Origin of the sequence: Sphingomonas sp. UNC305MFCol5.2 (genome assembly GCF_000712135.1) — a bacterium.
Lineage (GTDB): Bacteria > Pseudomonadota > Alphaproteobacteria > Sphingomonadales > Sphingomonadaceae > Sphingomonas.
In genome coordinates this window covers 468,988-490,886 of record NZ_JOOE01000003.1, presented here as the reverse complement: position 1 = coordinate 490,886, position 21,899 = coordinate 468,988, and the positions used below count along the sequence as shown (strand labels likewise).

Below are 21,899 nucleotides of genomic sequence, written 5' to 3'. Positions count from 1 at the left end.
CGCGGCAGACCCGTTCAATTCCTGCAAGTTGTCTAACTGCAGGAGTGTAAAACATGCGTAAGCTTTCGTTGTTCCTTGCCGGGGCCCTGATCTTCCCGGCCGCCGCGATGGCCCAGTCGACGCCGCAGTCGACCCCGAGCCAGGACCCGTCGGCCACATCGCCCGACAGCACGACGAGCCAGGATCACAAGAAGGACAAGAAAGACAAGAAGAGCGATCCGAGCGCCGACACCAGCACGTCGCCGGCGCCCGACAGCGGCACGAGCGGGAGCGGGACCACCGAGCCGACGCCCGATCCGAGCGCGGCGCCTGCGCCCGAGCCCGCTACACCGACGCCGCAGCGTTAAGCGGCGGGGCCCCGGCGGCAGCGTCGCCGGGGCCCAGCTTTCGACCTAATCCGCGAAGGGATCGCGGACCAGAATGGTGTCCTCGCGCTCAGGGCTGGTCGAGACCAACGCGACCGGGCATTGGATCAATTCTTCCACCCGACGGATATACTTGATCGCCGCGGCGGGCAGTTCCGCCCAGCTGCGCGCGCCAGCGGTCGATTCGTGCCAGCCGGGCATGGTTTCGTAGACTGCCTCCACCGCCGCCTGATCCGCGGCGTTCGACGGATAATAATCCAGCACCTCGCCGCGCAGCTTATAGCCCGTGCACACCCGAATCTCGTCGAAGCCGTCGAGCACGTCGATCTTGGTCAGCGCGATCCCGGTGATCCCCGATACTGCCGCCGACTGGCGCAGCAGCACTGCATCGAGCCAGCCGCAGCGGCGCTTGCGCCCGGTGACCGTGCCGAATTCGTGGCCGCGCGTGCCGAGCCGCTCGCCAATTGCATTGTCCTGTTCGCTCGGAAAGGGCCCCGAGCCGACGCGCGTCGTATAGGCCTTGGCGATGCCGAGCACGAAGCCGACTGCGCTGGGACCGAGGCCCGATCCGGCGGCGGCGGTGCCGGCCACCGTGTTCGACGACGTGACGAACGGATAGGTGCCGTGATCGATATCGAGCAGCACGCCCTGCGCGCCTTCGAACAGAATGCGGCGCCCGCGTCCGCGCGCCTCATTGAGCATCCGCCATACCGGCTGGGCGAAGGGCAGGACGAAGCCGGCGATTGCGCGGAGTTCCTCCACCAACGCGGCACGGTCGATCGGCGGCTCGCCGAATCCGGCGCGGAGCGCGTCGTGGTGCGCGGCGAGGCGATCGAGCTGGGGACCGAGTTCGTCGAGATGGGCGAGATCGCAGACCCGGATCGCGCGGCGGCCGACCTTGTCCTCATAAGCCGGGCCGATGCCGCGCCGCGTCGTGCCGATCTTGCCCGCGCCGCTGGCATCCTCGCGCAGCGCGTCGAGATCGCGGTGGAAAGGCAGGATCAGCGGGCAGGTATCGGCGATCTTGAGCGTGTCGGGCGTGATGTCGATGCCCTGGCCGCGCAGTTTCTCGACTTCGGCCTTGAGGTGCCACGGATCGAGCACCACGCCGTTGCCGATGACCGAGGGCGTGCCGCGGACGATGCCCGAGGGGAGCAAAGAGAGCTTGTAGACCTTCTCGCCGACGACGAGCGTGTGCCCGGCATTGTGCCCGCCCTGGAAGCGCACGACGACATCGGCGCGCTCGGCGAGCCAATCGACGATCTTGCCCTTGCCCTCATCGCCCCATTGGGCGCCGATCACTGCGACATTTGCCATGAATACGATTCTCCGCCTGCCGGGGCGGACCCAAGGCCGCCCTTCGACAGGACTCGGCGACCGGGCGGTATCGGGGCCGGGGGAAGTGCCCCGAAGCCGCGGCGCCAATGGCGTCCGGCGCGGGTCGCGTCAAGTGCCTGGCCGATGATTCGAACAACGAAGCGACGGGAGCGTGGTTGAAAACGATGAAGACAAAGATGGTTTGGCCGCAGCCGCTCGACTTGGGCGCCGGCGGCCCTATGCTGATCGAAACGGGAGAGAATGGATGAAACTGGCCAGCCTGAAGCACGGCCGCGACGGCAAGCTCGTCGTGGTATCGGACGATCTGGCGTGGTGTGCCGATGCGACCACGATTGCGCCGACGCTGCAGGCGGCGCTCGACAATTGGGATCAGGTCGAGGGCGATCTTCGCAATCTCGCCACCGATCTCGGGCACGAGACGATCCCGATGCTGCGCTTCCACGAGCGAATGGCGGCATCGCCGCTGCCCCGGGCATATCAATGGGCGGACGGCTCGGCCTATGTGAACCATGTCGCATTGGTCCGTCAGGCACGCGGCGCCGAGATGCCCGAGAGCTTCTGGCGGGATCCGCTGATGTACCAGGGCGGCTCGGACGGGTTCCTCGGCCCGCGCGATCCGATCCCGCTCGCCGACGAGGCATGGGGGTGCGATCTCGAGGCCGAAGTGGTGGTGGTGACCGGCGACGTGCCGCTCGGCGCCTCGCGCGACGAGGCGCTGGCGGCAGTCCGGCTGGTCGGCCTCACCAACGACGTGAGCTTGCGCAACCTCATCCCGGACGAGCTCGCCAAGGGCTTCGGCTTCTTCCAGTCCAAGCCGGCAAGCGCCTTCTCGCCGGTGTTCGTCACCCCCGACGCGCTCGGCGACTGGTGGAAGGACGGCAAGCTTCATCGCAAGCTGATGGTCGACGTCAACGGCAAGCCCTTCGGCCGCGCGGAGGCGGGCGAGGACATGACCTTCGATTTCGGCACGCTGATCGCGCACGCCGCGAAGACCCGCGCGCTGGGCGCGGGGACGATCATCGGCTCGGGCACCGTCTCGAATCGCGACGCGGATGGCGGCCCCGGCAAGCCGATCGCCGAGGGCGGCGTGGGCTATTCGTGCCTCGCCGAACTGCGCACCATCGAGACGATCCGGGGCGGCAAGCCCGAGACGCCTTTCCTCAAGGCCGGCGACACCGTCCGCATCTGGGCCGAGGATGAAAGGCACCATCCGATCTTCGGGGTGATCGAGCAGACCGTCGGCGGTTAGGGGAGAGTGTGGCGAGCGGGTTCGCGCCCATGGCGAGGGAAGGCACATGAACGATTCGCTGGGATCCGGCGACCGGCCTGGTCTTGGAAGCGAATCGATCTGCCACAGGCCGTCCGACAATGATCTGCTGAGCGAAGTATTGCGTGACCTGCGCCTCGCCCATGCGAGCTATGGGCGCAGCGAACTGACGGCGCCGTGGGGCATCGCCGTGCCGTTCAGGGAAGGGGTGCGCTTTCACGCCGTCATCGACGGCCGGTGCTGGATCCAGGCGGAGAGCTTGCCGCCGCTCCTGCTCGAAAAGGGCGACGTGCTCCTCCTTCCCCACGGAACGGAGCACATCATGTCGGATGCGCCGCGGCGGCGGCCATTGCCGCTTGCGGATGCCGGGCCGGAGCTGGTCGGCAACGGGACGTACAGGCTGAAATCCGGCGGTGGGGGTGCGCGATCCCTGATCGTGTGCTGTACGATCGGCTTCGAGGGTCCCACCGCAAATCCGCTGCTGGAGCTGCTCCCGCACGTGATGCACATCCGCAGCGCCGACCACGACGATGCCGATCTCACCAGTCTCCTCGCGATCATGGCGCGCGAGGTGGAGGGACAGAGGATCGGTTCCGCGACGGTCATGGCGCGCCTCGCCGATATCGTCATGACGCAGGTGATCAGGAGCTGGGTCGAGATGCGTTCCACCGAACTGACCGGCTGGCTGGCTGCCGTGCGGGATCCGCAGATCGGCGCCGCGCTGGCGAGGATCCACCGCTCTCCCGGGGAAAACTGGACGGTCGATCGCCTGGCGGTCCTGGCCGGGCTGTCGCGTTCGAGATTTTCGCAACGATTCAAGAGCCTGCTGTCGGTGTCGCCGGCACGCTATCTCCTGCAATGGCGCCTTCGGCTGGCGGCCTCATGGTTGCGAAACGGATATATGCCGCTGTCCCAGATCGCCTCGGAGCTCGGATATGAATCCGATGCGTCCTTCAGCCGGGCATTCAAGCGCTTCCTCGGCGTATCGCCGGGCGCGGTCCGGAATTCGGAGCGCATCTGAGCGCATCCGAAGCGCGACAAACGGCCAAGAGTTCAGGTGTTCCTGCCATAGCCAGCTCCTGCTCGGCGGATCAGCATGTGTGCCTGCGGCCGATCGCGGATCGCCCATACGAGCAACGCAGGTCCAAAGGGAGACGAGGATGAAATGGGGTATCTGTTTGCTCATCGCGCTGACCGGATCGTCCACGACGCTCGCTCAGGAGCGCACGACGCCTGGCAATCGCTATCTGCCCGCCGACAAGGTGCCCTGGGCGGGAGAAGCCGGGGCGCCGGTTCAACTCGGCGCGCTCTGGGGCGATCGCGCGGAAGGTGAAGCCGGCACATTGCTGCGCACCCCGCCCGGCTTCCGATCCGGCCTCCACTCGCACACCGCCGATTATTGGGCAGTCGTCGTCCAGGGCAGCTGGGAACATTGGGTGCCGTCCACCGGAGAGGGGCGCGGCATCCACCTGGAAAGCGGCGCCCATTGGACGCAGGTGAAGACCCAGCTGCATGAGGATGCCTGTGTATCCGTCGTGCCTTGCACCATCTTCCTGTTCAACAAGCAGCCCTACGTCACCGAATATCCTCCGAGGCCGCGATGATTGCGGGAAAATGGCGCCTTGCGATGGGATCGCTCGCCTTGCTCGCGATCGGGGTGCCCATCGCGGCCAGGTCGCAAGACCGGGAGCCGGTGTCCCGTAGCCTGAGCGTCGCCGCGGACGCGATGCGCTGGCAGCGGCAGACTCCGAATCTTCCGATCATGATCGGTGAGCTGTGGGGGAACCGGCAAGCAGACGGCGGTTTCGGCGAGTTGGTGCGTTTGCCGCCTGGCTTCGATTCTCGCCTCCACGCCCATAGCGGCGATTTTCACGGCGTGCTGGTCAAGGGGGTCTGGATCCACGAAGGGCCGGGCGGCGAAGGCCGTGACAAGCGCCTGCTTCCGGGATCCTATGTCCGCCAGGCGGGCGGGGAAATGCACATCGACCGGTGTGTCAGCGAGGAACCCTGTGTCCTTTTCCTGTTCCAATATGCCCGCGCCGACATCATCTGGCCCGATGGCGATGGCCGAGCCGCGGAACGGAGCGCCCCATGAAGATCCTGTTCATCTCGAGTATGGCGATCGTCGCGCCCGATCCGGCGCAGAGCCGAAAACTCTTCATCGACACGCTGGGATTGCCGCTCGAGCGCCACGAGGGCGACGACTATTATTTCAGCGAGCATATCGGCGGCAGCAGGCATTTCGGCGTATGGCCGCTCTCGCAGGCGGCCGAAGCCTGTTTCGGCAGCCGCGATTGGCCGGCGGATCGGCCGGTGCCGCAAGCCTGTATCGAATTCGAAGTCGAAGACCTGGACAGCGTCGCCGCCGCCGCGGAGGAGCTCGAGGCAAAAGGCTATGCGCTGTTGCACGGCGCGCGCACGGAACCCTGGGGCCAGACCGTCGCCCGGCTCCTCACAATGGAAGGAGTCATCGTCGGCATCTCCTATGCACCCTGGATGCATTAGACCTGATCGGGCGCAGAATTTGTCCCACCAATGGTGCATCCAGGCTTGCGCCGACGATGCACCGTCGATCGCCGGGACCAAACCCCTAACGCTTCTTCAGCGCATCATTGACTTCGATCCAATAGCCGTCGGGGTCCTGCAGGAAGATCTGGCGGACGCCGTCGGTACGCGTGGCGTTGATCGCGCCCGGCGTGCCGGCGATGTCGCTCCAGCCCTGCCCGTGCGCCTTGAGCCACGCCATCACCGGATCGATGCTGGCGAGCGCGATCGCCATGTGGACGCGGCGCGGCTGGGTGACGGGTTCGATGCGCCCGGGCTGGATATGCAATTCGACGCCATTGGCCAGATGCATCCAGCGCGGACCGCCCGGCGGGAAGGGCGAGGGGAACTCGGTCAGGCCGAACACGGCGTGATAGAAATCGATGCTCTTCTGCATGTCCGCCGACCAGATCGCGACATGGTCGAGCCGCGCGACCGGCGCGGGCGTGTCCTGTGCCAGGGCCGGCGCGGCGAGCGGGAGAAACAAGGCAGCGATGAGCAGTGCGCGCAGATTCATTCGGTATCTCCTCTTCGCCGAGCCTATCATCCCAGTGCGCCAGCGGAAGTAGGACCAAAGGTCTAGAAGAGCGATCCCTGCCTTGGTTCGAGCGGCCAGCTGTCGAGCAGTTGATGGCCCTTGCCGTGGACGCTGTTGATCAGCAGGAGTTGCCGGACTTGCCAGCGGATCGGCGAAACCGGCGTGTTGCGCGGCTTCCATTCCTCGTAGGTGAGCGATGCGTGCGGATTGAATGCATAGTCCGGAAGGTCGACTCCGAACGCTTCGAGTCGCGTCACCAGCGATCGCTGGAAATCGCGCACGGCCTGCATCCTGCTGCCGACAAGGGCATTGCCTTTGATCCGGTCGAGCGTGACCTGGAAAGGCTCGGCCTGCAGCGACGCGGCGGCACGGTGGATCAGATCGAGATTCTGTGGCGAGATCGTCCGGATGTCTCCGAACGGCACCAATGTCATGTGGATGCGGTCGACTGCATACTTGCGCGACAGGCCATGCGTTCGGCGCAGACCGTCCATCGCCGCCGCCTGCCCGGCATAGGGCTTGATCATCAGATAGAGCAGCTGGTCGTCGCGGCGCATTTGGCCGGGCGTCTGTTTCCCGAGGGGCGGGATCATCATCGTCATTCTCCTAGTGGAAGTCGCGCGAGCGCACCGGGATCAGGTCGGGCGCCTTGAGGCTGCGGCGCGGCGGCCAGCTTTCGAGCGCGCGCTGGCGCGGCAGTTCGAGCCGGTCGCGCGGGTCGATCGTCCCGCCATGCGTCGCGCCGTCGCCGGGCATGGTCATGTTCGGCAATTCGAGTTCGCCCACTTCGCGCAGCCACGGCGTGAGATCGGTGATCGCCTCGGCGACGAGGTGGATCACGATCCCCTCGCGCTGCACCTTGCCGCGGATCGCCAGCATCGTCGCGGACATCACCGTGCGCCGGTTCGCCTCGAACCGATCGGCCCAGAGCACGGCATTGGCGATGCCGGTCTCGTCCTCGAGCGTCACGAACACCACGCCCTTGGCGCTGCCCGGGCGCTGGCGGACGAGGATCAGGCCCGCGACTTCGATGCGCGCGCCGTCCTTCATCTCCATCAGATCCGCGCATTTCGCGATCCGCCGCGCCGCCAGCCGTTCGCGCAGAAAGGTCACCGGATGCGCGCGCAGGCTGAGCTGGGTCGCGCGGTAATCCTCGACCACTTCGCGGCCCTGGGTCAGCGGCACCAATGCGACTTGCGGTTCCATGGCCTCGGGCACGGTCTGGCCCTCGCGCGCATCCGCGGCGCTGAACAGGTCGAGCGGCTTCTGGCCGAGCCCCTTGATCGCCCACAAAGCCTGCCGTCGATTATGCCCCAGTGCCTGAAAGGCATCGGCACGCGCCAGCCGTTCGAGCGCCGCCGGCTTGACGCCCGAGCGCCGCCAGACATCCTCGATCGAGACGAACGGCGCGCGGGCACGTGCGTCCAATATCTGGTTCGCATCTTCCTGTGACAGCCCCTGCACGATCCGCATGCCGAGCCGGACCGGTTGAAGGCTCTCCCAGTCCTCGTCAGTCCCGCAGAAAGCCGAATGCCGTGGCCGCATGTGGACGCCCTCGGGCACCATCCGCGTATCCCAGTCGCTATCGTTGATGCACACCGGCCGCGCCTCGACGCCGTGCGCCCGCGCATCGCGGATGATCTGCGCGGGGGCATAGAATCCCATCGGCTGCGCATTGAGCAACGCCGTGCAGAACACGTCCGGATGATGGCATTTCATCCAGCTCGACGCATAAGCGATCTTGGCGAAGCTGGCGGCGTGGCTCTCGGGGAAGCCGTAATTGCTGAAGCCTTCGATCTGCGCGACGAGTCGCTCGGCGAATTCGAGGCTGATGTCGCGCTCCAGCATGCCGTTGATCAGCTTGGGTCGAAATTCGCCGATTTCGCCGCTCGATTTGAAGGTCGCCATTGCGCGGCGCAGCCGATCCGCCTCGCTCGGCGTGAAGCCCGCGCCGATGATCGCGACCTGCATCGCCTGTTCCTGGAACAGCGGCACGCCCAGCGTCTTCTTCAGCACTCCCTTGAGCGCCGGCGAGGGATAATCGACCAACTCGGGATTCTGCCGACGCTTGAGATAAGGGTGGACCATATTGCCCTGAATGGGTCCCGGGCGGACGATCGCGACCTGGATCGCGATGTCATAGAAGCAGTCGGGCTTCATCCGCGGCAGCATCGACATCTGCGCGCGGCTCTCGATCTGGAAGACGCCGAGCGTATCGGCCTGCTGGATCATCTCGAAGGTCAGCGGATCCTCGTCCTGCATGAGCGGCGAGGCGAGCGTGAGATGAGTCGCCTTGTGCCGGGCGAGCAGATCGAAGGTGCGCCGCATGCAGCCGAGCATGCCGAGGCCGAGAATGTCGACCTTCATGAAGCCGAGCTCCTCGATATCGAGCTTTTCCCATTCGACCACGCGGCGATCGACCATCGCCGCGGGTTCGACCGGAATCAGGTCGTGCAGCTTGTCGCGGGTCAGTACGAAACCGCCCGGGTGCTGCGACAGATGACGCGGCGTGCCGATCAGCTCGCGCGCGAGTTGCAGGGTCAGCGCGAGCCGCGGGTCGGTGCGGTCGAGATTGAGTGCGTCGGCATGCTTGTCGTCGACGTCGTTCGACCACCCCCAGACCTGCGAGGAAAGCGCCGCGGTCAGATCCTCGGGCAGGCCCAGTGCCTTGCCCACTTCGCGCAGCGCCCCGCGTGAGCGGAAGCGGCTGACCACTGCAGTGAGTGCGGCATGGTCATGGCCATAATTTTCGTAGATCCACTGGATCACTTCCTCGCGCCGCTCATGCTCGAAATCGACGTCGATGTCGGGCGGCTCCTTGCGTTCGGTCGAGATGAAGCGCTCGAACAGCAGCTGGTGCTTGATCGGGTCGATCGAAGTGATGCCGAGCGCGAAGCAGATTACCGAATTGGCCGCGCTTCCCCGTCCCTGGCAGAGGATATGCTGGCTGAGCGCGAACTGGACGATCGAATTGACCGTGAGGAAATAGGGCGCGTAGCCCATCTTTTCGACGAGCCCGAGCTCGTGCGTCAGCAGGTCCTGATGCGCTTTGGAAGGCTTGCCGGCGAACCTGTGCTTGAGCCCGTTCCACGCCAGCGCGCTCAGCGCCTCCTGCGCGGTGCGTCCGTGGATGACGGTCTCCTCGGGATATTGATGCTCGAGCTGGCGCAGCGAGAAGGTGCAGCGTTCTGCGATCGCGAGGCTCGCGTGCAAGGCTTCGGGATAGTCGCGGAAGCGCCGCGCCATCTCCTCGGGCGATTTGAGATGCCGATCGGCATTGCGTTCGCGGCGGAAGCCGAGTTCGTCGATCGTGCACTTCTCGCGGATCGCCGTGACGACGTCCTGCAGCATGCGGCGATCGGGCGTGTCGTAGAGTATGTCGCCGGTGGCGAGCGGAGTGAGCCCGAAGCGTCGGGCGGCTTCGTCCAGCCGGTGGAGCCGCATCGCGTCGCCGGGCCGGCGATGCTGGGTCAGGCAGACATGGCCGCGTGTCCCGAACACGTCCGTCATCCAGCGCAGTGACAAGGGGTCGCCGGGATCGGCGAGACCCGGCACCAGCGCGCCGACCAGTCCTTCCGCGGATTCGGCGAGATCCTCCCAATGGAGGAAGCATTGGCCCTTCTCGCCATGTTGGGAGTCGGCGCGCGACTTGCCGAGCGTGAGCAACCGCGTGAGCCGTGCCCAGGCCGCGCGATCCTCGGGCCAGACGAGCACCGAGCTGCCGTCGACAAGGTCGAGCCGGCACCCGGCAATCATTCGGATATTCACGCCGAGCGCGGAAAACTGCTCCGCTGCGACCAGCGAGCGGACCACACCGCCTACCGAATTGCGATCGACGATGCCCAATGCGGGAAGCCCGAGCAGAGCCGCCTGGCGGAACAGCTCCTCGGGGGAAGACGCACCGCGCAGGAACGAGAAATGCGTCGTCACCTGGAGTTCGGCGTAACTCATCCGAATACGCCGTGGAGATACCAGCTGAGGTCGCCGGTCACGGCGCGTTCGCCGTCGCCCGAACGGAACAGCCAGTAGCGGCGCCCGGCTTCGTCCTCGACGCGGAAATAGTCGCGTACGCTCGCCCGCTCGGCATCGCGCTTCCACCATTCGCCATGGATGCGCTCGGGCCCGTCGGCACGGATCACGCGGTGGGCATGGCCGCGCCAGGTGAAGCGGCGCGGGGCATGATCGGGGAGCTCGGCCATGACGTGGTCGAGCCGCTCGGGGCGGGCGAGCAGCCGCGCCGGCTTGGGCCATTCGGGATGCCAGGGGTGGAGCATCGGGCTACGATCGAGCTGGCCGATATCGTCGATCCTGGTACGCGCGCCGGGACGTGCCGGCGGATCGAGTACGGCCATCCGTGCCACCGAACGTTCGGGCACATCGCTCTCGACCGGACGGCTGCGCCACATCGCGGACAGGCCGATGCGGGTGGCCAGCGTGTCGACCAACGGCGCGAGGTCGGGGGCGGCTTCTTCGTCCAGCCGTTCAGTCACTGGTTCAGCCCCGAGCGGGCTTGAACGACGCAAGTGAAGCGCCATCGCGTCGATGCCGAAGCCGGGTTCGATTTGTTCGATCCGCCGCGTGAAAAGTCTAAGCAAATGAAGAGGATCCCGGTTGGCACGGGCGAGGCCGACGCGGATGCGCTGGGGCACGCCGTCGACACGATCGGCGATCAGCTCGATGCGGAGCGCGCCAAGCCCCCTGGCTTCGAGCGCAGCGGTAAGGCGCGGGACGAGCATGCCCAGCCAATGCTCGATCGCCTCGGGCGTCGCGATCGGTTCGGCGAAGCGCTGTGCAACGGTGATCGGCTCGGGCGGGACGACGGGGTGGAGCGGTTCGGGGAGGCGGCCCAGTGCCCGTTCGAGGCGCATGGCGAGGCCGGCGCCGAAACGGCGGACCAGCGGTGCGCGGGGCATTGCCGCGAGCTGGGCGATGCGCGTGACGCCGAGGCGATGGAGCAATTCGACCGCTGCGGGATCGATGCGCAATGCCTCGATGGGAAGCGGGGCGATCGCTTCGGCATGCTGGCCCGAAGGACAAAGCGTCGGCTGGTGGAAATGCGCCAGCGCCCAGGCCGCGCCAGGGGTGTCGGCGATGGCGATGCGGGCGGTGTAGCCGAAGCGGGCGAGCATGTGGCGCAGGCGGGTCGCCATCGCCGCTTCGCCGCCGTGGAGGTGCGCGACGCCGGTCAGGTCGAGGAACAGAGTATCGTCGCCTTCGATCGCCACGGTCGGGGTCCAGCGCCGGGCCAGCGCGATTGCGAGGCTGGCGAGATGCACCTGGTCGCCTTCCGGGTCGGCATCGCGGATGTCGAGCCCGGCGATCTGCGCGCGCGCCTGGGCGAGCGCCATGCCGGGTGCGAGTCCGAGCGCGCGCGCCTGCGGGCAAGCGGCGGCGATGACGACGCGATTGCCGTCGCGGATGCTTGTGATGAGAGGTGCCAATTCCTCCCCGAGCTTGTCTCGGGGAGGGGGACCGCCGCCATAGCCGGTGGTGGAGGGGCGCGGCGGTTTACCGCCGCGTGCCGCGGCGGCCCCTCCACCATCGCTGCGCGTTGGTCCCCCTCCCCGAGCGGGCTCGGGGAGGAATTGGGAGTGGTCGCCATCCGGCGGCAGCGCGACATGGCCGAGCTGGTCCTCGCGCGCCCAGCGCGCGCCGGGGCGCCAGCCGCCGCCGCGCGGCACCGAACGGGCGGGTTGCTCCTCGGCAGCCAGGGACGCGCGCGGCTCAGGCGGCGCGGCGTGCCGCTCCGCCCGCCGCAGCCTTTCGATCGGCCACATTGGCAGGAAGAGCGCAGCGACCCGTTGCATCGCATGCCTCCACTTGCATCTCGAAGGGCTCGCCGCCTTTCTGGCGCACCAGCGCCAATTGCCAGCGCGCGCGTCCCACACCTTCCACCGGCAGCGGCGTCGAGGGCGCGCAGCCCACGCGCCAGCGCGTCACCGCCGCCGAGGTCGCGCTCAGCGGATCACTGCCTTCGCGCGCATGTCGCCGCATCAGCAATGCGATCGTGCGCCCGCCTTCGGCAGCGAGCTGGAGCCGGCGGCTCGCAGTCATGTCGGCGCGCTTCACTTCGCCGATCACCGCGCCGAGCCCGCGATGGCGCAGGCCTTCCTCCATCACCGCGAGCAATTCGGCATCGTCGCGCGCTTCGGCATAGATCAGGCGCTTATGGTCGAGCCCCACTTGCGACAGGCCCGGCGCGAACAGGTCGCGCCGCCGCACCACCCACAAAACCGGGCCCCAGGCGCGCGCGGCGATTCCCGCCATGAACAAAGTGGCTGCGCAATCCTCGGCCATGTCGCTCGATGCGGCGGCGATCTCGTGCAGCGCGTCGAGCCTCAGCCCGCCATTGGCCAGCCGCGAATCGAGCGCCTGCATCCCGAACGGCAGCACCGGCCGGCGACGGAAACCTTGGGTCTCCATCGCGCGCAATTGCTCGCGAAGCTGGGCAAGGACGGCGGGATCTGGCATCGGGCTGCAGCGGCACCTCACGACTCGGGAACAAGAATGTTCCTATTCTGTTCCAATGGAACAAAGAGTCAACCCGCCAGCGCTGTTGCCTTCGCGCTCTATCGCCCCCTAGTGTCCTGCCATCCTAAAGCACGTCTCCGGGGGGCCCGATTTCCATGACCCAAAAGCTGCGTCTCGCGTTGATCGCCTCGACGGTGCTTGCCGCCATTCCCGCCTTCGGAGCCGCCATGCCGCAGACCCAGACCGCACCCGCTGCCGCCGCGATCGATCCCGCGCCTTTGCTCGAGCCCTGGCCCGGCCCTTATGGTGGGGTGCCGCCCTGGCAACTGGTCAAGCCGGCGCTGTTCCCGCCCGCATTCGAGGCGTCGATGGCGACGTTGCGCACCGAGATCCACGCGATCCGCGATGCGAAGACCAAGCCGAGCTTCGAAACCGTGATCGTGCCGATGCAGCTCGCCGGCGATACGATGGATCGGGTTCAGTCGATGTGGGGCGTCTACACCAGCAACCTCGCGACCAAGGAAGTGCAGGCGATCGACAAGGAGTGGAGCCCGAAGCTCACGGCGTTCTACGACGAATTGTTCCTCGATCCCAAGCTCTTCGCCCGCGTGAAAGGCGCTTATGACAGCCGCGCCTCGCAGAAGCTCGACGCGCAGCAGCTCCGGCTGCTCGAACGTACCTATCGCAGCTTCGTGCGGCGCGGCGCCGCGCTGACCGACGCGCAGCGCGCCGAGGTCACGCGCCTCAATCAGGCGCTCGCCACGCAGTTCAGCGACTTCTCCCGGCGCGTCCTCGCCGACGAGGAGACCTGGATCGTGCTCGATTCGGAAGCGCAGCTCGCCGGTCTGCCCGACAGCTTCAGGGCTTCGCTCAAGGCCGCGGCGGAGGAACGCAATCTGCCCGGCAAATGGGCGGTGGTGAACACGCGTTCCTCGGTCTCGCCGTTCCTGACCAATTCGACCGACCGGGCGCTCCGCGAAAAGGTCTGGCGCGCGTTCATCGGCCGCGGCGACAATGGAGACGTCAACGATACCAAGGCCGTGATCGCCGAGATCCTCAAGCTGCGTCAGCAGCGCGCGGTGCTGCTCGGCTTCAAGAACCATGCGCTGTACCGGATGGACGATACGATGGCCGAGACTCCGGCCAATGCGATGAAGCTGATGCTGTCGGTATGGCCCGCCGCCCGCGCGCGCGTCACGCAAGAAGTCGCCGACATGCAGGCGCTGGCCGACAAAGCGGGCGCCGGGATCACGATCGAGCCCTGGGACTATCGCTTCTATGCCGAGAAGGTGCGCAAGGCGAAGTACGACCTGGATGAGAATGAAGTGAAGCCGTATCTCGAGCTGGGCAACATCCTGCAGGGCGCCTTCTACGCCGCGGGCCGGCTCTATGGCCTTAGCTTCAGGGAAGTGAAGGACGTGCCGGTCTTCGATCCCGCGGTGCGCACCTTCGAAGTCACCGACAGCGCGACTGGCCGCAATATCGGGATCTTCTATTTCGACGGCTATGCGCGGTCGGGCAAAAGGTCCGGCGCCTGGGCGACGCGCTACCGTGGGCAGCAGGAGCTGGGCGGCCATCGCAACACGCTGGCGTCGAACAACAATAATTTCGTCAAGGGCGGCGCGGGTGAGCCGACGCTGATCAGCCTCGACGACGCGACGACTCTGTTCCACGAATTCGGCCACGCGATCCACAGCCTGCTCCAGAACGTCACTTATCCGGGGCTGGCGGGCACGCCGCGCGATTTCGTCGAGTATCCGAGCCAGGTCAACGAGAACTGGCTGCTCACCCGCGACGTGCTCGACAAGTTCGCGAAGCACTACAAGACCGGTGCGCCGATGCCGCAGGCTTTGGTCGACAAGATCGAGAAATCGTCGACCTTCAACCAGGGGTTCGACACGGTCGAATATCTCGCCGATGCGATCGTCGACATGCAGCTCCACGACCGCGAAGTGCCGGTGACCGATGTCGCCGCGTTCGAGCGCGACGCGTTGAAGGCGCTCGACATGCCGAAGGAAATCGCGCTGCGGCACCGGCTTCCGCAGTTCAATCACCTGTTCTCGAGCGACGCTTATTCGGCGGGCTATTATTCGTATCTCTGGTCCGAGACGATGGACGCCGACACCTGGGCGGCGTTCGAGGAGACCGGCAATGTCTGGGACAAGGCGACCGCCGATCGCTTCCGGATCACGTTGCTGTCGACCGGCAACGAGACCGACCGCAAGCTCGCTTATCGCGCGTTCCGCGGGCGCGATCCGGATGTGAAGGCACTGTTCAAGCGGCGGGGATTTCCGGTGGAGTGATTCCGCACCGGGCGGGGAGGCTAGAGCTTCTCCGTCACCGGTAGCGTCGGTTCCGCATCCGCGGGGACTTTGCGGAACAAGGCGCGATCTTCGGGGCTGAAGCCGAACTTGATCATCACGAACAGGAAAGTCACGAGGATCGCCGGCATGCCGAGGCTGAGCTCGGCCCATTCGTAGTGGCGCGGCAGCGAAGTGAAGGCCGCGCCGACCAAGGCGGCCGCGCCGATCGCGACGAAAAAGGCCGGCCGGATGCTCACCACCGACGCGCCGAGCAGGCGGCGGAGCATGATCGCCTTCACCGCCGATCCGATCGTCAGCGAAAGCGCGAGCGCCGCGGCCGGGCCGGCGGCCTGGACCGGCTCCGACCAGCCCTGCGCGCGCGCGACGAACACGAAGACGAAGCTGAGCGCGATCTGGAGCGACAGCACCGCGAGCGAGATCATCAGATTGCGGTGGCGCGCGACGTAGATCAGGCCGGTCTCGCAGACCGCCCCGGTCGAGGCGAGCACTTCGGCGACGAGCAGGATGCACATCGCGCCCGCGCCGACGACGAATTCGGGGCCGATCAGCCCCATCACGCCTTCGGCCGGGATACCGAAGACGACGAGGCAGGCGGCCTGCGCGCTGACGATCCAGAAGCCGACCTGGCGCACTTGCTTGGCGACGGCCTTGCGGTCGTTGTCGGCAAGGCTGTTGGTGACGACCGGCGCGAGGATCGGATCGAAGCTCGACTTCAGCCGCTGCGGGATCGAGGCGACCTGCTGCGCCATGTAATAGATGCCGACCACCGCAGGGCTGAACAGAAGCGCGAGAATGAAGCGATCGACATTGCGCGTCCCCCATTCGATCGCGTCGGCGCCCGCCAGCGGGGCATTCCGGCGGGCCAGCGCGAGGATATCGGCCAGCCGCGGGTGCCATCCGCGCGGCATGCCGTATTCGCGGACAAAGGGTAGTACCGACGCCGCGAGCGCGGCGAGCATCGACAGGACATAGGCGTACATCAGCCCGTCGCGCGACGAGACGTACGAAAAGCCCCACGCCGCGATGCTGATCGTCCACGGCTCGATGATCGCGCGCGCAGTCACCGAGGCGCGGATATTGTGGCGATAGGCCAGAGCCGCGAGCGTGACGTCCGACACCGCGACGGCGAACACCACCAGTGGCAGCAGGCGCTCGAGCCCCATCACATGGCTGTTGGGATACATCACCTGCGGAAAGGCGATGAGCACCGCGCTGGCGATCGCCGAGGCCCCGCATGCCACCAGTACCCCGTCCCAGACGACATGCGCGTGCGGCCGATCGGTGGAGGCAAGCGCCTGGGCGAGCCCGCGCTTGAGCCCGAGGGTGGCGAGCAAGGCGGCGACTTCGATCACCAGCACCGCGATCGCATAGCGCCCGACGATGTCCGGCCCGTAGGCGCGCCCGGCGATGAACAGGAAGGGGAGGCGCGCGGCGAGGCGGAGGATGAAGCCGAGGATATTGGTTCGTCCGCCCTTGGCGAGCGCGTTGATGTCGTCGGCCGCGGGGGCGGGCGCGGATTCGCTCAATGCGCCGCGCCCCAGCTCGGGCCCACTCCGATCTCGACGCCGAGCGGGACGGTGAGCTTGATCGCGGGCTCGGCGGCGGTGGCCATCACGCGTTCGATCACGGGCTTTGCGCGTTCCACATCGCCTTCCGGCAGCTCGAAGACGAGCTCGTCGTGCACCTGCATCAGCATGCGCACGTTCGGCAGCCCCGCCTCGATGAGCGCCGGCCCCATCCGCGCCATCGCGCGCTTGATGATGTCGGCGCTGGTGCCCTGGATCGGCGCGTTGATCGCGGCGCGCTCGCTGCCGCCGCGCTCGTTGGGGTTGGGCGATTTGAGCCGCGGGAAATGCGTCTTCCGGCCGAACAGGGTCGTGGTGTAGCCGCGCGCCTTGGCTTCGTTGAGCGTATCGGCGATGTAGCGGTTGATGCCGGGAAACCGCTCGAAATAGCGGTTGATCATCGCCTGCGCCTCGTCGGGAGTGACGTCGAGACGCCCCGCCAGCCCCCAGCGCGAGATGCCGTAGAGGATGGCGAAGTTGATCGTCTTGGCCCGCCCCCGCGTGTCGCGATTGACTTCGCCGAACAGCTCCATCGCGGTCATGTTGTGGATGTCGTCGCCATTTTCGAACGCGGTGCGCAGAGCGGGCACGTCGGCGATGTGCGCGGCGAGGCGGAGTTCGATCTGCGAATAATCGGCGGCGAGGATGACGTTGCCTGGCTCCGCGACGAAGGCGTCGCGGATCTGGCGGCCCGTCTCGGTGCGGATCGGGATGTTCTGGAGGTTGGGGTCGGTCGAGGAGAGCCGCCCGGTCTGCGCGCCGGTGAGGCTGTAGCTGGTGTGGACCCGCCCGGTCTCGGGATTGATCTGCGCCTGGAGCGCGTCGGTATAAGTCGACTTCAGCTTGGTGAGCTGACGCCAGTCGAGCACCTTGGCCACCATCTCGCGGCCGGGAGAATCCTTGTCCGCCGCGATCCGCTCGAGCTCGTTGACGTCGGTCGAATAGACGCCCGACTTGCCCTTGCGGCCGCCCTTGATCCCCATCTTGTCGAACAGCACGTCGCCCAGTTGCTTGGGGCTGCCGATGGTGAACTTGAACCCGGCGATGGCGTGGATTTCCTCCTCGAGCGCCGCGATCTGCCTGGAGAATTCGTCCGAGAGCCGCGAAAGCACCGCGGCATCGACCTTGACGCCGGCGCGCTCCATCCCTGCGATCACCGAGACCAAAGGCCGGTCGACCATCTCGTAGACGCGCGTCGCGCTCTCATAAGCGAGCCGCGGCTTGAACCGCCGCCACAGCCTGAGCGTCACATCGGCGTCCTCGGCGGCGTAGCGCGTTGCCGCCTTGAGATCGACTTCGTGGAAGCCGAGCTGGTTCTTCCCCGTGCCGACCACGTCCTTATAGGCAATGCAGCTGTGCGACAAATGCGTCGCGGCTAGCTCGTCCATGCCGTGTCCGTGCAGGCCGGCATCGAGATCGAAGCTCATCACGATCGAATCGTCATAGGGCGCGACGTCTATCCCGCAGCGTCCCAGCACGATCATGTCGTATTTCAGATTGTGCCCGATCTTGAGCACCGCCGGGTCTTCGAACAGCGGCTTCAGCTTGGCGAGCATTGTCGCGCGATCGAGCTGGGCGGGTTTCTCGGCGAACATGTCGCTGCCGCCGTGCGCGATCGGAATATAGCACGCCTTGTTGGGCTGGAGCGCCATGCTCACGCCCACCAGCTCGGCACGGGTGGCATCGACTCCGGTGGTCTCGGTGTCGATTGCGACCCAGCCCTGATGCGTCGCCTCGGCGATCCAGCGGTCGAGGTCCGCTTCGGTGACGACGGTTTCATAGGCGTCGTGATCGCAGGGCGGGTCTTCCTCCAGCCCCGGCACTTCGTGATGCTCGACCGGCGCATCCGCCACCGCCGAGAGCCGGTTGAGCAAGGTGCGGAAGCCGTGATGCTCGAGGAATGCGCGGAGCGGCGCATCGGGGATGCCCTTGAGCTCCAGTTCGTCGAGCGGATCGGGCAAAGGCACGTCGCAGGCGAGTTCGACCAGTTTTCGGGAGAGCCGCGCCATCTCGGCATGCTCGATCAGATTGTCGCGCATCTTCGAGGGCTTCATCGTCGGTGCCGCTTCGAGCACTCCCTCGACCGTCCCGAATTCCTGGATCAGCTTCGCGGCGGTCTTCGGGCCGATGCCCTTCACGCCGGGCACATTGTCGACGCTGTCGCCCATCAGCGCGAGGACTTCGCCGAGCTTCTCCGGGCCGACGCCGAACTTTTCCTCGGTGTCCTTCGGCCTGAGCCGGCGATTGTTCATCGTATCGAGCATGTCGACCGAGGGATCGGTCATCAGCTGCATCAGATCCTTGTCGGAGCTGACGATCGTCACCGACCAGCCCTGCGCCAGCGCCGCCTTGGTATAGCTCGCGATCAGATCGTCGGCTTCCCAGCCCAATTCCTCGATGCACGGCAGCGAGAAAGCGCGGGTGGCGTCGCGGATCATCGGGAACTGGGGGACGAGATCCTCGGGCGCGGGGGGGCGGTGCGCCTTGTACTGGTCGTACATCTCGTTGCGGAAGGTGTGCTCGCTCTTGTCGAGGATCACCGCCATATGCGTCGGCCCGTCGGCCTTGTTGAGCTCGTCGACGAGCTTCCACAGCATCGTCGTATAGCCATAGACCGCGCCGACCGGCTCGCCATGCTTGTTGGTGAGCGGCGGCAGCCGGTGATAGGCGCGGAAGATATAGCCGGAGCCGTCGACGAGATAGAGATGGGGCATCGCCGCGGAGATAGCCGAGCGAGCGAGCGGAACAAAGCCCCAAGCGGCCGTCCCGCCCGCCGCCGGTTCAGGCCATCACGACATTCTGCAGCGTGAAGACGAAGGGCGTGGCATTGGGCCCCGCGCCGCCGCCGGTCATCACGATGTCCGCGCTGACGATGCCGAGCAGCGAGATCTCGGTGTTGATTTCCGAGATGATGGCCGAATCGATCACGTCACCCGGCTCGATCTGCGATGCCACGCCGATCCAGATCGTCGGCTTGAACGTGAACACCGCCTTCTGCTGGGGCGCGAGGTTGGTCTTGACCGCGAACAATCTGCCGTCCTTGTAGATCTGCGCATTCACCGAGCCTTGGGACAGGCCGTTGAGCAGCTCGATCTGCTGCGGCGATGTCGCCGGGCCCTGCGGGATCAATTGGTCGCCCGAGGAAGCGAGCACCATCGCGAACCGCTGGCCGAGCGGCGCGCTCTGCTGCGCCGTATAATTGCCCCAGCTGTCGCTCGCGCTGATCGTCTGGGCCATCGGATACGTGAAGGGGTGATTGTCGCCCTGGCCGCAATTTTTGATCACCGTCCAGGCGATCGCGAGCTCGTCGAAGTTCGTCGCCGCGTTCTTCGCGAAGATGACAACCTCGCTATTGTTCACGTCGTTCGAAAGGTTGATGAAATTGAGCTTGATGCTGGGCAAAGCATTGCTTTCCGACGCGGCGGACGATGCGGCCTCGCTTTCGAAGATGACGACCTCGCTATTATTGGTGTCGTTGGACTCGTTGATGAAATTCGGGGTATCGCCCATCGATCTTCTCCCTGCGTGAGGTAAGATATATTCACGCTAGAATTGTGACGATAGCGATACAAGTGTTGGTTTACGTCGCGTCATGGAAGATGATCCCCAGTGTGTGGCGCTTTCCGATGTGAACCGCGCTCACGCCGTGGCGCATCGTCACGCGATAATCGCCTCTGCTGCCGCGTACCGGGCGCTGGTTGACTGCGAACACCACCGTGTCACCCTGCGTGAGTGGGACCACCGCGGCGCGCGATTGCATCCGCGGACGCTGTTCGGTGAGGACGAATTCGCCGCCGGCGAAGTCGCGCCCCGGCTCGGAGAGCAAAGCGGCTACCTGCAACGGGAAGACGTGGTCTCCGTACAGGTCCTGATGGAGACAATTATAATCGCCGGGGCCGTAGCGGAGCAGCAGCGGCGTCGGTCGCGTCTGTCCAGCGGCATGGCATTCGGCGAGCCAGTCGGCATGGGCGGCGGGGAAGCGGCGTTCGAGTCCCATGCGGGCGTGCCAGCGATTGGCGATCCCGGCGAGCGGCGGATAGAGCCGAGTGCGCAGATCCTGCACCGGATCGGGCAAGGGGTAGGCGAAATAGCGATATTCGCCGCGGCCGAAGCCGTGGCGGGCCATGATCACGTGGCTGCGGAAATGTTCGGGGGCGTCGTAGAGCGCCGCCAACCTGTCGCAGGCGGTCGGGTCGAGCAGCCGGGGCAGCACCGCCCAGCCATTGGTGTCGAGCGCCTCGGCGGCGGCGGTCCAGTCGATGTCGTCGGTCATGCGGCGGGACTAGCCCTGCGCCGTCCGCAGCGCGCCCCGCTGCTTGCGCCCGAACTCGGCCGCCGTTCAGCGCGAGGGGCGGCCGCCCGCCATCATCGAGCCGGAAGGCCGGTGATGCGCGACGATCGCGCTCGCCACCGCCTGCATCAGCAGCTGGCGCTCGCGGATCGGGCGCGACGTGTCGCCGATCATCACTGCGATGGCGTAGGAGCGGCCGTCGGGCGCGGTGAGGATGCCGACATCGTTGAAGCCCGCGGTGCGGCCGCCGAGATCCTGGCCGGTGCCGGTCTTGTGCCCATAGAGCCAGCCCGGCGGGACCGCGCCGCGCACGCGCGCCTTGCCGGTCTTCGCCCCGTCCATCGTGGCGAGCAGCCACGCGGTGGAATTCGCCGAGAGCAATTCGCCGCGATACAGCCGGGCGAGCGCATCGGCGATCGAAGCCGGCGCCGCGCCGTCGGGCGGATCCTTCACATAGGCCTCATAAGCGGCGAGCCGGACCGCAGGCGAAAGCCTCGAGCGGGCGACGGCAAAGGCATTGCCCACCGAATATTCGGGCTTCCATGCGAGCCCGGCAGTGCCGGCCTGGAGCAATTTCTCGCCCGGGCCGAAGCGGATCGTGCCCAATTGCTTGCGGGCGATGAAGTCGCGCACCGCCTGCGGGCCGCCGACGAGGCGCAGCAACTTGTCGTTGCAGGTGTTGTCGCTCATCTGCATCGCGCGGCGCATGATCTCGGCGACGGTGGTGGTGTAGCCGACATCGCCCTTCACCAGCGCGGCGACCGGCTGGTGGAACAAAGTGAAATCGGCGCGCGTGATGGTCAGCGGGTCATCGAGGCGGATCTCGCCGCGATCGACTGCATCGAGCACGGTCATCGTCACCCAGAGCTTGCTCACGCTCTGCTGGGGCAAGGGACGGCTGGCGGTGACGTTGCTGGCGGTCCAGCCATCGTCGATGCTGGTCACGGCCACGCCGACCAGCCCGTTGAAGTTGCGGGTGATCCCGTCGAGCGAAGTGACGAGTTCGGCCGGTGCCGGGACTCGAGGCCTGGCCGGCGCGGCGACCGCGGCCGGGAAAGGCACCAGCACGCTGTAGCTCGGCGCGGGCAGATAGGCGGCGAGCTGGGTATTCTCGTGCACTGCGCAGCCGAGCAGCATCGCCGGGCCCAGCCCCGCGACGGTCAGTGCCCGCTCCACTTTCGAGAAACCCAGAAATT

18 protein-coding genes are annotated in these 21,899 nt (G+C 66.5%); 7 read left to right on the top strand and 11 right to left on the bottom strand.

Annotated elements, in window-relative coordinates; translation table 11 throughout:
* Positions 1-53: 53 nt before the first annotated feature.
* Positions 54-347: a hypothetical protein gene (locus BR78_RS20585; protein ID WP_025587563.1), complete on the top strand. Its 294-nt coding sequence runs from the start codon at positions 54-56 to the stop codon at positions 345-347.
* 45 nt (positions 348-392) lie between these two features.
* Here the strand turns inward: BR78_RS20585 and BR78_RS0114035 are convergent, their stop codons facing one another.
* A complete protein-coding gene (locus BR78_RS0114035) occupies positions 393-1,682 on the bottom strand; it encodes an adenylosuccinate synthase (RefSeq protein WP_025587565.1) in 1,290 nt (429 codons plus the stop codon).
* A 265-nt stretch (positions 1,683-1,947) separates the two neighbouring features.
* On the opposite strand from BR78_RS0114035, the gene BR78_RS0114025 reads away from it, so the two are divergent.
* From BR78_RS0114025 to BR78_RS0114005, 5 genes are all read left to right on the top strand, one after another.
* Positions 1,948-2,952, top strand: coding sequence for a fumarylacetoacetate hydrolase family protein (locus tag BR78_RS0114025; RefSeq protein ID WP_025587567.1), 1,005 nt, complete (start codon positions 1,948-1,950; stop codon positions 2,950-2,952).
* Positions 2,953-2,998: 46 nt separating this feature from the next.
* A complete protein-coding gene (locus tag BR78_RS0114020) occupies positions 2,999-3,991 on the top strand; it encodes an AraC family transcriptional regulator (protein WP_025587568.1) in 993 nt (330 codons plus the stop codon).
* A gap of 139 nt (positions 3,992-4,130) precedes the next feature.
* Positions 4,131-4,574, top strand: a complete 444-nt coding sequence (locus tag BR78_RS0114015; protein WP_025587569.1) for a DUF4437 domain-containing protein — start codon at positions 4,131-4,133, stop codon at positions 4,572-4,574.
* A complete protein-coding gene (locus tag BR78_RS0114010; RefSeq protein ID WP_331280246.1) occupies positions 4,571-5,065 on the top strand; it encodes a DUF4437 domain-containing protein in 495 nt (164 codons plus the stop codon). Before BR78_RS0114015 ends, BR78_RS0114010 begins: the two co-directional genes overlap by 4 nt.
* Positions 5,062-5,475, top strand: coding sequence for a VOC family protein (locus tag BR78_RS0114005; protein ID WP_025587573.1), 414 nt, complete (start codon positions 5,062-5,064; stop codon positions 5,473-5,475). Before BR78_RS0114010 ends, BR78_RS0114005 begins: the two co-directional genes overlap by 4 nt.
* 85 nt (positions 5,476-5,560) lie before the next feature.
* Here the strand turns inward: BR78_RS0114005 and BR78_RS0114000 are convergent, their stop codons facing one another.
* The 5 genes from BR78_RS0114000 to BR78_RS0113980 all read right to left on the bottom strand — a co-directional run bounded on the left by BR78_RS0114000 (position 5,561) and on the right by BR78_RS0113980 (position 12,523).
* A complete protein-coding gene (locus tag BR78_RS0114000) occupies positions 5,561-6,031 on the bottom strand; it encodes a VOC family protein (RefSeq protein ID WP_051683343.1) in 471 nt (156 codons plus the stop codon).
* Between the two features lie 62 nt (positions 6,032-6,093).
* A complete protein-coding gene (locus BR78_RS22010) occupies positions 6,094-6,648 on the bottom strand; it encodes a 2'-5' RNA ligase family protein (RefSeq protein ID WP_029936798.1) in 555 nt (184 codons plus the stop codon).
* A 10-nt stretch (positions 6,649-6,658) separates the two neighbouring features.
* Entirely contained in the window at positions 6,659-10,003 is a 3,345-nt protein-coding gene (locus BR78_RS0113990) for an error-prone DNA polymerase (protein ID WP_029936797.1), read from the bottom strand.
* Entirely contained in the window at positions 10,000-11,859 is a 1,860-nt protein-coding gene (locus BR78_RS0113985; protein WP_029936796.1) for a DUF6504 family protein, read from the bottom strand. The genes BR78_RS0113990 and BR78_RS0113985 overlap by 4 nt, the downstream gene beginning before the upstream one ends.
* Entirely contained in the window at positions 11,777-12,523 is a 747-nt protein-coding gene (locus BR78_RS0113980) for an ImuA family protein (protein ID WP_081855786.1), read from the bottom strand. Before BR78_RS0113980 ends, BR78_RS0113985 begins: the two co-directional genes overlap by 83 nt.
* Positions 12,524-12,678: 155 nt before the next feature.
* On the opposite strand from BR78_RS0113980, the gene BR78_RS0113975 reads away from it, so the two are divergent.
* The gene (locus BR78_RS0113975; RefSeq protein WP_029936794.1) at positions 12,679-14,826 is read left to right on the top strand and encodes a M3 family metallopeptidase; all 2,148 of its coding nucleotides are present in this window, start codon (positions 12,679-12,681) and stop codon (positions 14,824-14,826) included.
* A 20-nt stretch (positions 14,827-14,846) separates the two neighbouring features.
* Here the strand turns inward: BR78_RS0113975 and BR78_RS0113970 are convergent, their stop codons facing one another.
* The 5 genes from BR78_RS0113970 to BR78_RS0113950 form a co-directional block, all read right to left on the bottom strand.
* Positions 14,847-16,373 carry a lipopolysaccharide biosynthesis protein gene (locus BR78_RS0113970; protein ID WP_029936793.1) on the bottom strand — a complete coding sequence of 509 codons (1,527 nt, stop codon included), beginning with the start codon at positions 16,371-16,373 and terminating at the stop codon, positions 14,847-14,849.
* Entirely contained in the window at positions 16,370-19,126 is a 2,757-nt protein-coding gene (gene polA / locus BR78_RS0113965; protein WP_029936792.1) for a DNA polymerase I, read from the bottom strand. Before polA ends, BR78_RS0113970 begins: the two co-directional genes overlap by 4 nt.
* Positions 19,127-19,193: 67 nt before the next feature.
* The gene (locus BR78_RS0113960; RefSeq protein WP_197021378.1) at positions 19,194-19,922 is read right to left on the bottom strand and encodes a hypothetical protein; all 729 of its coding nucleotides are present in this window, start codon (positions 19,920-19,922) and stop codon (positions 19,194-19,196) included.
* A 70-nt stretch (positions 19,923-19,992) separates the two neighbouring features.
* Entirely contained in the window at positions 19,993-20,685 is a 693-nt protein-coding gene (locus tag BR78_RS0113955) for a 2OG-Fe(II) oxygenase (protein ID WP_029936790.1), read from the bottom strand.
* 66 nt (positions 20,686-20,751) lie between these two features.
* Positions 20,752-21,840 (bottom strand): serine hydrolase, encoded by a 1,089-nt coding sequence (locus tag BR78_RS0113950; RefSeq protein WP_051683369.1) that lies wholly within the window; start codon positions 21,838-21,840, stop codon positions 20,752-20,754.
* Between the last annotated feature and the right edge of the window lie 59 nt (positions 21,841-21,899).